Here is an 11691-nt window from a genome sequence, read left to right as displayed (position 1 = left end):
GGAGGGGAATGCAAATGATCGAAATGTCAGGTATTTGTAAAGCCTTTAATGGAAACGTCGTATTAAAAGATGTTCAGTTTGAATTAGCAGATGGCGAAATTCATGCTTTAATGGGCGAAAACGGTGCAGGTAAATCTACGATGATGAAAATTCTAACAGGCATTTACAATCGTGATAACGGTGTCATCAAAGTAGATGGTGAGGAAGTGACATTCAAATCACCAAAAGAAGCGGAAGCAAAAGGAATCGCGGTTATCCACCAAGAATTAAATATTTTGCCCGACTTAACAGTGGCGGAAAACTTATTTTTAGGGAATGAACAAACAGCAGGTTTCGGAATTTTGAAAAACAAAGAAATGAACCGTGAAGCGACACGTATTTTAAAACAATTAGGTTTAGATATCGACGTTCGCACACCAGCAGGTACGTTATCTGTCGGGAAACAACAAATTATTGAAATTGCGAAAGCGATTGAAACAAATGCAAAAGTAATCGTCATGGATGAACCGACAGCGGCACTAACGGATCGTGAAATTCACACGTTATTTAAAACGATTCGTAAGCTTCAAAGTGAGGGCGTTTCATTCGTTTATATTTCTCACCGTATGGAAGAAATTTTCGCGATTTGTGATCGTATTACGATTTTACGTGACGGCCAATCCGTCGGTGTGCGTGAAATTAAAAAAACGACATTCGATGAAATCGTTCAAATGATGGTAGGTCGTGAACTTGGAGAACGTTTCCCTTCACGTAATGTGACGTTAGGTGATGTGAAATTGGAAGTGAAAGGATTAACTCGCCCAGGATTGTGTGAGGATATTCATTTCAACGTTCGTAAAGGTGAAATCGTTGCGTTAGCAGGATTAATGGGTGCAGGTCGTACAGAAATTGCCCAAGCATTATTCGGCTTCCGTAAAATGGCAAAAGGTGAAATTTTGATTGACGACAAAAAAGTAAAAATCAAAAACCCTCGCCAAGCGATTAAATTAGGAATGGGCTTCGTAACAGAAGACCGTAAAACACAAGGGTTAGTCGTCGATTTTTCGATTAAAGATAATATTTCAATGACGAACTTTGATAAAACGGCGCAATCAGGTTTTATTTCATCTAAACAAGAGCGTACATTCGTTCAAAATCTCGTTGAAAAATTAGGTGTTAAAACGGCTAGTATTGACCTTTCTGCCAAAGCTTTATCAGGTGGTAACCAACAAAAAGTAGTTATTGCGAAATGGCTCGGTATTGCCCCTAAAATTTTAATTTTAGATGAACCTACTCGTGGCGTAGATATCGGTGCTAAAAAAGAAATTTATCAAATTATGAACGATCTTGCCGAACAAGGCGTGGCAATCTTAATGATTTCTTCTGAATTACCAGAAGTAATCGGTATGTCAGACCGCGTACTCGTTATGCACGAAGGAAAAATTACAGGTGAAGTATCTGGTGAAGATATGACACAAGAAAAAATTATGCATTATGCTACTGGAGGTGACAAAGTTGTCCAAAACTAATTCAACCAAAGGCCTTATTCAAAAATTAGGACCGCTATTTGGATTACTATTAATTGTCGTTATTATTTCTATCATGAGTCCTAGCTTTTTAACAGCTAACAATATTTTCAACGTTTTACGTCAAGTTTCAATTAGTGCGTTAATCGCATTCGGGATGACCTTTGTTATTTTAACAGGGGGGATCGATTTATCTGTCGGTTCGACCCTCGCACTAACGGGTGCTGTAGCCGCTGGATTACTTTCAAGTGGTGTAGATCCAATTATCGCAATGGCTGTTGCGTTAATCTTAGGGTTAATTTTAGGTGCCATTAACGGTGTCATTATTGCAAAAGGGAAAGTAGCACCATTCATCGCAACATTAGCGACGATGACGATTTATCGTGGTGCTACGCTCGTCTACATGGATGGTAAACCAATCTCAGGGTTAGGTGATCATGCTTCATTCCAAATGTTTGGTAAAGGTTACTTCTTAGGAATTCCTGTTCCGGTCGTAACGATGGTCATTGCTTTCTTCGTTCTATACTTCATCTTACGCAAAACGACATTCGGTCGTCGCGTATATGCAGTAGGTGGTAACGCAGAAGCTTCTCGTCTTTCTGGTATCAACGTAAACCGCATTACCATTGCTGTTTACGCTTTAACAGGTATGTTAGCCGCACTCGCTGCATTGATTTTAACTTCTCGTTTAAATTCAGCGCAACCAACTGCTGGTGAATCATACGAATTAGATGCAATTGCTGCTGTCGTATTAGGTGGTACAAGCTTAACTGGTGGTCGTGGTTGGATTGTTGGTACATTAATCGGTGCATTAATTATCGGTGTATTAAACAACGGTCTTAACTTAATCGGTGTTTCTTCATTCTACCAACAAGTTGTTAAAGGGTTAGTTATTTTATTCGCTGTATTATTGGATCGTAAAAAAACAGCTTAATCAAGCTAAAAAAAGGGGTATTTTTCAAATGAACATTAAAAAATTATCGTGGACAGCTTTACTTTCTTCTTCATTATTACTAGGCGCTTGCTCAATGTCTCCAAACGGCGACGACAAATCATCCGATTCTAAAAAATCAACAGATGATTTGAAAATTGGGATGTCTGTATCGACGTTAAACAACCCATTCTTCGTCACATTATCAGACGGTGCTAAAGCAGAAGCAAAAGATGAAAAAGTAAACTTAACAGTCGTAGATGCACAAGATAACGCTTCTAAACAAGCGTCAGACATTGAAGACTTAATCCAACAAGATGTTGATTTAATTATCGTAAACCCAACAGATTCAAAAGCAGTTGCTTCAGCTGTAGAATCTGCAAATGATGCAAACATCCCTGTCATTACAGTTGACCGTGCTTCTGACGGTGGGGAAGTTGTTTCTCACATCGCTTCAGATAATAAATTAGGTGGTAAAATGGCCGCTGAATATTTACAAGAAGTAATCGGTAAAGGTGCTAAAGTTGCGCAACTTGAAGGTGTAGCAGGTTCTTCTGCTGCAACAGAACGTGGTGCTGGCTTCGAAGAAATTGCGAAATCAGGCTTCGATGTTGTCGCTTCTCAAACAGCTAACTTCAATCGTGCTGAAGGTTTAACTGTAATGGAAAATATTTTACAATCTAAATCAGACATCAAAGGTGTATTCGCACAAAATGATGAAATGGCATTAGGTGCAGTTGAAGCAATCGAAGCATCTGGTAAAGACATAAAAGTGGTTGGTTTTGATGCAACAGATGATGGTGTAAAAGCTGTTAAAGATGGTAAGATGATCGCAACAATTGCACAAAAACCGACTGAAATTGGTGAAATTGCCATTGAAACAGCTGTGAAATCATTAAAAGGTGAAAAAGTAGAGAAAAATATTCCAGTAGAATTAGAATTGATTAAAAAATAAAACACTCTTTTATAAAAAGGCTAAGGAATAAACTTAGTCCAATACAAAAAGCAGGCATGGTCTTTAGGCTATGCCTGCTTTTTATTTGTGTGTGGAATGCGATTGCTAGTGCATATACACCGAATGAATAGATGGCATATTTTAAAACAAAATGTGAAATCTAGTTTGTATGATTAGACGCTGAAAAAATGTTTGAAGAATAGAATTGTGTCATTTTTTCTTTTAAATTAAATTCCAAATATATGTATGTAAATAATTCAATATAACTTGAAATGGTGAAAATAAAATAAACAACTTTTAGTCTAAAATATCGACGAAATGGTGTGTTTCATGATAAAGTTATAAATAATTAGAATTTTCCACATTTTATTGGAGGGATGACGATGCATTTATATTTGAACTTATTTATGTTAGTAGTGGCCGTGTCATTTTTTCATATTTTAAGTTATACAACGAAGCTGATGAATGAGAGTCAGTTGATGAAGTCAATGGCGATGTGGATTGTTGTCGGGGTTGTGCTGATCGTATTGGAAGAAATTCGATATCGAAAACAAGAGAGTGTTTCGTAACGTGAGAAGAGTTGCCTACGAGTAGGGAATTCTTTTTTTTGTATTCATTTTTAGAACGATGTACTTACTTTTCTTTATAGTTATATGTTACTATAAAATGTGATTGTACAATAGTGCTACTGATGAAGCGGGTGAGAATGATTGCGCAGCAAAACTTATTATTTATGTATACATATTTAATTTTGAAAAAATATTCTAATATAGAAAATCCATTAAATGCAACTGAGATTGCTACGTACGCTAAAAGGGAATTTGCGTTGCCGATAAAACCGGATCGGCGAACGATTTATGCGCATCTTAAAGATTTACAGTACGTAGGTGAAAATTTTCCGGATGAATGTTTATTTTCAATCGTCAAACTAAATAACGGTAAAGTGTATTTAAAATGAGTGCTTGTCATAAGAAAGAATAAATAAAAGGTCGGAACGAATTTTTGTTCCGACCTTTTATTATGTTTATGCGTTACAGTTCATCTGGAAGGGCACTCGTATACATTTCAAGTGCGTTTGTCGCTTGTTGCAACGTTTGAATAGAGCGTTCATTAGGGTCCGTAAAAATCGTCTTATACGTCTTCTCACCTAACGATTCATTTGGAGTGAATGCGAGACTCGGTTCATCCATTGAAAAGTCAGCAAACACATTACCGCGAGCATCTACGAAAATCCAACGTGCATATTTTTCTAGAAAAATCGCATTGAATGCATGTAAATAATACCCTTGTTCAGGTGTGTCGAACAACATGAGACGTTGATAGCAGAAGCCGCTAGGAATGCCTTCATGACGTAATAAAGCCGCCAATAAATTTGCTTTTGCATAACAAATACCAGTTCTTTTTTCAGCTACATCTGAGGCAGATACAGTGACGATAGTTTGCTGCTCATCCCATGAATGGCTCACTTCATCGCGTACAAATTCATAGAAAATACGGGCTTTTTCTACGTCCGACTTCGTATCAATTTGCAAGGAATCAATGAGCTGTTGAATGATTGGATGTTCAAAGTTAATGATTTCTGTTGCGCGTAAATAATCAGATTGTGTATCAGATTGTGCATGAAATACCATGAACGTCACCCTTTCCAAATGAATATAAAGTATAGTGTTAACTTAATTTTATACCATTTTTTAAATAAGTGGAATTATTTAACTGGTTTCTGGCTGTAACTCATCGCAACTTGCCATTTCCAATGACTCAGTTTATGAAGTTTAGCGCCGCCGATTAGCATGTCATATGCTTTCCCATTGCCTACGTAAATGCCGACATGTCCTTTGTTATCGTATAAAATATCTCCGACTTTCGCATTTTTAACTGATTTTACAGCTGTTGCGCGTGCGCGTTGTGCTTTTGTCGTAGAACCGATATCAATGCCGAGTACGTTCATATAAATTTTTTGTGTATACGTCGCACAATCGAGTCCGTAGAAGAGAGATTGTCCATTGTAAACGTATTGTCCACCAGCAAGTCGTTTTGCCTCATGAACGAGCTTTTCAGCAGTCGTACCGGTTTTCTTTTGTTTCGTAACATTGTACGTGCGTACTTTTTTGTCGCTAATTTCTTTCCCGTCATATCGTTTGATTGAACCATCTGTTCGAACGATGACTTCATGGTTCCCCCATTTGTAATATAAGTTTCCTTTTGATGAATAGCCAATGCGCACTTTGATTCCTTTTGGTGTATAGAATGTTTTGCCTTTTCCTTGCTCAATCAATGTGTACGTCGTATTTTTGTATTTTTCTAGTTGTGTGACAAAGCCGTATGCTTTCCCATCACGCGTTAATTTTAGACCAACTTCTCCGTTTCCAGAACGATCTTTCGAGATGATCGATTGGTTTTTCGGATAAAGTACTAAACTTGTACTACGTACTTTCCCTTGCTTCTCCTTTGTCGTTTGCAGCGTTAAGCTCGCTTTCGAGTTCAATAGACGTTCTTCGTCATGTTTTGCATCTTTGTACTCGAGCTTTGAGAAATAAGCTTCTGTGTACGTAATCGCACTTGCTTCTTCGCTATGAAGCCATGTTGAAAGGCCGAAGATGCTCGCAGTTAAAATTGTGCCACTTAGTAATTTTTTATACATGTCTAAGCTCCTTAAAGTGTTTAGTCATAGTATACCAAAAATAGGAGATAAATTAGTTATTTTTTCTTTTTTTGGAAATTAATCATTCAATTGTACGTAACGCTACCGAGAATAACTCGTTTATGTGCACCAGTTGCTTGGGGAAGATTGTTTGGCTTTCTATTAAATGTATCGAAAGCTAGTAGAGCAAAATAAACAGCCTCTTTACTTTCAGCACTAATCCCAAGTCCATCTGATAGTATGATTTTTGTATGCGGCAATAGTTGTACGATGTGCTCCATTAGCGTTTGATTATATGCACCACCCCCGCTTACGATGAGGCGATCAACGGGTGTTGGAAGGAAATCTAAAAAGCTTTTTACAATGGTTTTAGCTGTGAAATATGTCGCGGTCGCAATCCAATCATTCGGAAGAATTGTCGGATAGTTTTTCAATAGTTCATCACAAAAATGTTTTCCGAATTTTTCTCTTCCTGTCGTTTTTGGAGGTCGTTTTTTAAAATATGTGTCTTTTAATAAAATGTCTACTACTTGTTTATTTATTTGGCCTTGTGAAGCGAAGAATCCATTTTTGTCGTATGGTTGCTTGTGAAAATGCATACATAAATAATCGATCATCATATTACCCGGTCCGCAATCGTAAGCAATCGTTTTTTTATCTGATAAGGAAGTGACATTGCTAATCCCCCCAATGTTAAGAAGTGCAATATGTTTGTTTTTTTCTGAGAAAAGTTGGCTGTCTACATAAGCAACAAGAGGCGCACCTTGACCGCCAGCTGCGATGTCCATCGATCTAAAATTAGAAACGACCGGACAGTTGAATTTTTCAACTAAAATACTTGGCTCACCTAATTGAAGCGTTGAACGAATAAAATCTTGTTCTGCTACTGGTTGATGATGAACGGTTTGTCCGTGTGTGCCAATTAGGTCAATATCTTCATGTGAAATAGAAAATTTTTTCACAAAATACTTCAATAGCATCTGCATAAAAATAAGAAATTTCAAAGTTTAAGCTACAAATGAATGCAGCTGATAAGGAGTTGCTTTCAATACTTTTTTTAATTTTTTGTAGCAATTGGCTAGGGAATGGAACTGTTAAAAAAGCGTGCATTTTATAGTTTTGTATGTTTTCTTCAATTGAAACGAAAGCGATATCTAATCCATCTAATGAAGTGCCAGACATTAATCCGATGACGTTCATAATGATTTCCTCCTTCTTTGATGTGTGTCTTTCATGCTATTGTACCATTTTTAAAATTTTTCTTAAAAAATAAAAAATATTGAGAATTATTTTCTTTTTCTTTATAATGATTAGTAATTACTGGAAACGGAGGTGGGTTAGTGAATTTTTCATCAATGAATACAGAATCGAGAAATGACAGAACAATGCACATTGATGAACTATCAATTAAAAAAGCATTGCAATTAATGAATGAAGAAGACCGATTAGTTGCAGAAATGGTTGGATACGAAATCGATCATATTGAACGAGCGATTGAATTTGTCGTCGATTCATTTAAAAAAGAAGGACGATTAATTTACGTAGGTGCTGGTACGAGTGGTCGGATAGGTCTTTTAGATGCGGTAGAATGCGTGCCAACATTTAGTGTCGATTCGACACAAGTACAAGGATTGATTGCAGGTGGCTCCCAAGCGTTTATTAAAGCGGTTGAAGGAGCGGAAGATTCATTTGAATTAGGCGCAAAAGACTTAAAAGGTATTCAGTTATGTAAAGATGATACAGTCATTGGAATTGCAGCAAGTGGTCGAACACCTTATGTAAAAGGTGCTTTGGATTATGCGAATGAAGTAGGCGCACATACCGTTGCCTTAAGTTGCAATAAAAAATCAGAAATTTCCGATTATGCTTCTGTTAAAATTGAAGTCGATACAGGAGCGGAAGTGATTACGGGGTCTACACGTTTGAAAGCTGGAACAGCGCAAAAATTAGTTTGCAATATGATTTCTACTATTTCGATGATTCAACTTGGAAAAGTGTATGGTAATTTGATGGTTGATTTACAACCTACTAATTTCAAGTTAGTTGAAAGAGCGAAACGAATTATTATGCAAGCGACAGACTGTGACTATGAAACGGCCGATCAGCTACTTGAAGCATCTCGCCAGCAACCGAAAACTGCGATTGTCATGTATTTATTGGACTGTGACTACGATGAAGCGGTTAAACAATTACAACAACATCACCAACACATTAAACCGATTTTAAAGGAGGAAAAGTAAATGAAAGTATTGTTTGTATGTTCAGGCGGTATGTCGAGTGCGATTATCGTGAATACATTAAAAAAAGAAGCTCAAAAAAATGGGATGGAAATGGAAGTATTAGCTGTTGGTACGTCAGAATTCCCAGCTGAAGTTCAAAATGGTTGGGACATTGCTATGGTGGCACCACAAGTACGTCACCGCTTTAACTTGTTCAAAGAATCGGCAGATGAAGCAAATGTACCGATTGCACAAATTCCTCCGACTGCATATAGTCCTTTAGGTGGTCCGGCTTTATTAAAAGTTATTCAAGAGACAATCGTATAAAAAGGAGAATCATTCGATGAATAAATTTGTCGCTTTTTTAGAAAAGTATTTATCTGGACCGATGGCAAAATTATCGGAGCAACAGCACATTCGCGCAATTCGTGATGGGGTTGTTTCTGCTTTACCATTCATTATCTTTGGTAGTATCTTTTTAATTATTGCGAATCCACCTATTCCAGAAAACTGGGCGTTTTATGTGTGGGCAAAAGAAAATATTGCTACCATTTTAATTCCTTACCGATTAACGATGTACATTATGACGCTATACATAACATTTGGTATTGGGTATAGCTTGTCACAAAGTTATAAAATCGATGCACTATCAGGCGGATTAGTTTCGATTGCTGCCTTTTTATTTACAATTGGTGTACAAAGCACAGAAGAGTTCGGCTTCGTTTTACCGATGGCTAACCTTGGAGGTCATGGTCTTTTCGTTGCTATGCTCGTTGCGGTATTCTCAGTAGAAGTACTACGCCTTTGTAAGCAAAAAAATATTACGATTAAGATGCCGGAAGCTGTTCCATCTTCCGTTGCACGTTCATTTGAAGCGCTTATTCCAATCGTTATTATTTTAGGTGTGATGACGGTTATCACAGTCGTATTCAACTTAGATTTACATTCGATGGTCGATAAAGTTGTTGCACCGATTATTAAAGGTGGCGACACGATCTTTGGCGTTACGATTCCAGTATTTTTAATTACATTTTTCTGGGCATTTGGTATTCACGGGATGTCAGTAGTAGGAGCAGTTATTCGTCCGGTTTGGGAAGTGTATTTAGCGAAAAATGGTGAAGCTGCTGCTTCAGGAATGCCTTTACCATACGTTGCACCGGAAACATTTTTCCAATGGTTCGTATGGATTGGGGGAGCGGGAGCGACGTTAGGTTTAGTAATCGCAATGTTTATTTCTGCTCGTTCAAAATATAGTAAATCGATGGCGAAAGCAACATTTATCCCGAGTATTTTTAATATTAATGAGCCGGTTATTTTCGGAATGCCGATCGTATTAAATCCAATTTTAATTATTCCATTTATTATCGTGCCACTTGTTACGACAGTTATTACTTATATTTGTGTAACAGTAGGTCTCGTAAGTGCTACGTATGTTATGGCACCTTGGACGCTTCCTGCTCCAATCGGTGCGTACTTGGCAACAGGTGGGGATTGGCGAGCTATTATATTAGTGCTTGTGAATATAGCGATATCAACGATTATTTATTTACCGTTCTTTAAAATTTATGATCGTCAACTCGTTGCACAAGAGCAATTAGAAGAAGAATCATTGAAGGAAGTTGTAGAAGAAACAACAGAAACAGCTCCAATTAAACCATCAACAGATGGGAATGCACCATCTTAATTTTTAGGAGTTGTCGGTAGAAGACAACTCCCTTTTTTATAGGAGGTTTAAAATGGAAAAAAGTGCAATTCATTTTTTTAAATACAAAAGTGGTTTTCTTTTCTTTAGTGCGTTATTAATTGTTAGTTTTATAATCGGTTATTTTGTTCAACAATTTTCACAACATACCGATGCTATTTATTTCTGGGGCTTCGCTTTAAGCGTTCCTATTTTACTAACTGTGATTATCGTGAAAATAGAAAAAAGATGCGTGAACAAAGTATGGCAATTACTTGGGTTATTATTAGGCGCATCATTACTTTTAAGTTATCTCATTATTTATTGGTAGGAGGAATTAAGATGGTAGAAAAAGGGCATAATGAAATGGAGATTTTTGAAATTATTTCACACGGTGGTGGGGCGCGTTCTTTAAGTTATGAGGCGTTGACAGCTGCTGAGGAAGGCGACTTTAAAAAGGCAGAGGAAATTATGCAGAAGGCAGAAGAAGAAATGCTAGAAGCACATCATACCCAAACGAGGTTAATTCAAGATGAGTTAAATGATAAACCAGTAGAAAAATCATTGTTAATGATTCATGCACAAGACCATTTGATGACAGCAATTGCTGAAAAAAATTTAATTGAACGGATGATTACGTTATATAAACGCTTGGAGGCTAAATAAATGGCAAAAGCATTAGGTATTTCCATTTATCCAGAGCATTCTACGAAAGAAAAGGATATGGCATACATTTCCTTGGCGGCTCAATATGGCTTCACGAAAATTTTCACTTGTTTACTTTCAGTTGAAGGAGACCAGCAACAAATTATTAGTAACTTCAAAGAGATTATTCAACATGCTAAAGATCAACAGATGGACGTAATGGTTGATATTGCACCGAGAATTTTTGATAAGCTGAATATTTCATACGATGATTTGTCATTTTTCGAACAATTAGGTGCATCTGGCATTCGTCTTGATATGGGATTCCGCGGGCAAGAAGAAAGTATGATGACGTATAACAAACAAGGCTTAACGATTGAAATTAATATGAGTAACACGACACATTATTTAGAAACGATAATGGACCATCATCCGAATCGTGAAAAATTAAGTGGCTGTCATAACTTTTATCCACATCGTTTTTCAGGATTAAGTCGTAAATTTTTCTTAGAAAGCTCGGAAAAATTTAAACGTTATTTTATTCCGACGGCTGCTTTTGTTTCTTCGCATGACGCTACATTCGGTCCGTGGCCTGTTACGGAAGGTTTATGTACATTAGAAGAACATCGCGAACTGCCTATTACGACGCAAGTGAAACATTTATTCGCTACGAATTTAATTGATACTGTCTATATTGCGAATGCCTATGCTTCAGAGAAAGAGTTAAAAGAAATTAGTGAAATTATGCCGAACGAACTAAACTTTAAAGTCGAATTAAACGAAAATATTTCAGCGTTAGAACGTAAAATTGTATTAGAAGAACCTCATTTTTATAGAGGGGATGTATCGGATTTCCTTATTCGTTCTACACAATCTCGTGTAAAATATAAACAAGAGGATTTTCCTGCACACGATACGAAGACAATCCAACGTGGCGATATTTTAATTGAAAATAACGGTTATGGTCAATATAAAGGCGAATTACAAATTGCCTTGAGAGAAATGCCGAATTCAGGCAATACGAATGTAGTCGGACGTATTCAACCAAATGAATTATTTTTATTGGAATTATTGCAACCGTGGCAGACTTTCTCATTTGAACTGTAGGTGAAGA

At 36.9% G+C, this 11691-nt stretch carries 15 protein-coding genes; 11 read left to right on the top strand and 4 right to left on the bottom strand.

The genetic code is table 11. The annotated features are described in order from the left end of the window. The first annotated feature begins 14 nt into the window (after positions 1-14). The 5 genes from KSHG_RS11210 (at position 15) to KSHG_RS11190 (ending at position 4349) form a co-directional block, all read left to right on the top strand. Positions 15-1508, top strand: a complete 1494-nt coding sequence (locus KSHG_RS11210; RefSeq protein ID WP_010306274.1) for a sugar ABC transporter ATP-binding protein — start codon at positions 15-17, stop codon at positions 1506-1508. Beyond that, positions 1495-2439 (top strand): ribose ABC transporter permease, encoded by a 945-nt coding sequence (rbsC, locus tag KSHG_RS11205; protein WP_010306271.1) that lies wholly within the window; start codon positions 1495-1497, stop codon positions 2437-2439. Before KSHG_RS11210 ends, rbsC begins: the two co-directional genes overlap by 14 nt. Positions 2440-2473: 34 nt before the next feature. Next, complete coding sequence (gene rbsB, locus KSHG_RS11200; RefSeq protein WP_026022586.1) at positions 2474-3391, top strand: ribose ABC transporter substrate-binding protein RbsB; 918 nt, start codon at positions 2474-2476, stop codon at positions 3389-3391. Positions 3392-3774: 383 nt separating this feature from the next. Beyond that, positions 3775-3960 carry a hypothetical protein gene (locus tag KSHG_RS11195; RefSeq protein ID WP_010306266.1) on the top strand — a complete coding sequence of 62 codons (186 nt, stop codon included), beginning with the start codon at positions 3775-3777 and terminating at the stop codon, positions 3958-3960. Positions 3961-4097: 137 nt separating this feature from the next. Continuing rightward, the gene (locus tag KSHG_RS11190; RefSeq protein WP_010306263.1) at positions 4098-4349 is read left to right on the top strand and encodes a hypothetical protein; all 252 of its coding nucleotides are present in this window, start codon (positions 4098-4100) and stop codon (positions 4347-4349) included. Positions 4350-4422: 73 nt separating this feature from the next. On the opposite strand, the gene KSHG_RS11185 is transcribed toward KSHG_RS11190, so the two are convergent. From KSHG_RS11185 to KSHG_RS19010, 4 genes are all read right to left on the bottom strand, one after another. Continuing rightward, positions 4423-5022 (bottom strand): transglutaminase-like domain-containing protein, encoded by a 600-nt coding sequence (locus KSHG_RS11185; protein ID WP_010306260.1) that lies wholly within the window; start codon positions 5020-5022, stop codon positions 4423-4425. Between the two features lie 74 nt (positions 5023-5096). After that, the gene (locus KSHG_RS11180) at positions 5097-6032 is read right to left on the bottom strand and encodes a C40 family peptidase (RefSeq protein ID WP_010306256.1); all 936 of its coding nucleotides are present in this window, start codon (positions 6030-6032) and stop codon (positions 5097-5099) included. 86 nt (positions 6033-6118) lie between these two features. Next, positions 6119-6994: an anhydro-N-acetylmuramic acid kinase gene (locus tag KSHG_RS16905; RefSeq protein ID WP_010306253.1), complete on the bottom strand. Its 876-nt coding sequence runs from the start codon at positions 6992-6994 to the stop codon at positions 6119-6121. Beyond that, entirely contained in the window at positions 6969-7232 is a 264-nt protein-coding gene (locus KSHG_RS19010; RefSeq protein ID WP_010306251.1) for an anhydro-N-acetylmuramic acid kinase, read from the bottom strand. Before KSHG_RS19010 ends, KSHG_RS16905 begins: the two co-directional genes overlap by 26 nt. A gap of 140 nt (positions 7233-7372) precedes the next feature. Here KSHG_RS19010 and murQ point away from each other — a divergent pair, with 140 nt between their 5' ends. From murQ to KSHG_RS11145, 6 genes are read left to right on the top strand one after another with little or no spacing between them, the layout of a single operon-like run. After that, the gene (murQ, locus tag KSHG_RS11170) at positions 7373-8272 is read left to right on the top strand and encodes an N-acetylmuramic acid 6-phosphate etherase (protein WP_010306249.1); all 900 of its coding nucleotides are present in this window, start codon (positions 7373-7375) and stop codon (positions 8270-8272) included. Next, complete coding sequence (locus KSHG_RS11165) at positions 8273-8578, top strand: PTS sugar transporter subunit IIB (RefSeq protein WP_010306247.1); 306 nt, start codon at positions 8273-8275, stop codon at positions 8576-8578. A 16-nt stretch (positions 8579-8594) separates the two neighbouring features. Beyond that, positions 8595-9935, top strand: coding sequence for a PTS sugar transporter subunit IIC (locus KSHG_RS11160; protein ID WP_010306244.1), 1341 nt, complete (start codon positions 8595-8597; stop codon positions 9933-9935). A 52-nt stretch (positions 9936-9987) separates the two neighbouring features. Beyond that, a complete protein-coding gene (locus tag KSHG_RS11155; protein ID WP_010306242.1) occupies positions 9988-10263 on the top strand; it encodes a hypothetical protein in 276 nt (91 codons plus the stop codon). Between the two features lie 11 nt (positions 10264-10274). Continuing rightward, entirely contained in the window at positions 10275-10598 is a 324-nt protein-coding gene (locus tag KSHG_RS11150) for a PTS lactose/cellobiose transporter subunit IIA (RefSeq protein ID WP_010306239.1), read from the top strand. Further along, positions 10599-11684, top strand: a complete 1086-nt coding sequence (locus KSHG_RS11145; protein ID WP_010306235.1) for a DUF871 domain-containing protein — start codon at positions 10599-10601, stop codon at positions 11682-11684. Positions 11685-11691: the final 7 nt, after the last annotated feature.

Source organism: Kurthia senegalensis (assembly GCF_000285595.1).
GTDB classification, from domain to species: Bacteria; Bacillota; Bacilli; order Bacillales_A; family Planococcaceae; genus Kurthia; species Kurthia senegalensis.
This window is presented reverse-complemented; position numbering and strand designations above follow the sequence as displayed.

What these genes read in the sequence shown, in the direction of transcription:
- KSHG_RS11210 (WP_010306274.1), top strand. Translation starts at nt 15, where the DNA reads ATGATCGAAATGTCAGGTATTTGTAAAGCCTTTAATGGAAACGTCGTA.
- KSHG_RS11195 (WP_010306266.1), top strand. Translation starts at nt 3,775, where the DNA reads ATGCATTTATATTTGAACTTATTTATGTTAGTAGTGGCCGTGTCATTT.
- KSHG_RS11190 (WP_010306263.1), top strand. Translation starts at nt 4,098, where the DNA reads ATGATTGCGCAGCAAAACTTATTATTTATGTATACATATTTAATTTTG.
- KSHG_RS11185 (WP_010306260.1), bottom strand. Translation starts at nt 5,022, where the DNA reads ATGGTATTTCATGCACAATCTGATACACAATCTGATTATTTACGCGCA.
- KSHG_RS11180 (WP_010306256.1), bottom strand. Translation starts at nt 6,032, where the DNA reads ATGTATAAAAAATTACTAAGTGGCACAATTTTAACTGCGAGCATCTTC.
- KSHG_RS19010 (WP_010306251.1), bottom strand. Translation starts at nt 7,232, where the DNA reads ATGAACGTCATCGGATTAATGTCTGGCACTTCATTAGATGGATTAGAT.
- KSHG_RS11165 (WP_010306247.1), top strand. Translation starts at nt 8,273, where the DNA reads ATGAAAGTATTGTTTGTATGTTCAGGCGGTATGTCGAGTGCGATTATC.
- KSHG_RS11160 (WP_010306244.1), top strand. Translation starts at nt 8,595, where the DNA reads ATGAATAAATTTGTCGCTTTTTTAGAAAAGTATTTATCTGGACCGATG.
- KSHG_RS11155 (WP_010306242.1), top strand. Translation starts at nt 9,988, where the DNA reads ATGGAAAAAAGTGCAATTCATTTTTTTAAATACAAAAGTGGTTTTCTT.
- KSHG_RS11150 (WP_010306239.1), top strand. Translation starts at nt 10,275, where the DNA reads ATGGTAGAAAAAGGGCATAATGAAATGGAGATTTTTGAAATTATTTCA.
- KSHG_RS11145 (WP_010306235.1), top strand. Translation starts at nt 10,599, where the DNA reads ATGGCAAAAGCATTAGGTATTTCCATTTATCCAGAGCATTCTACGAAA.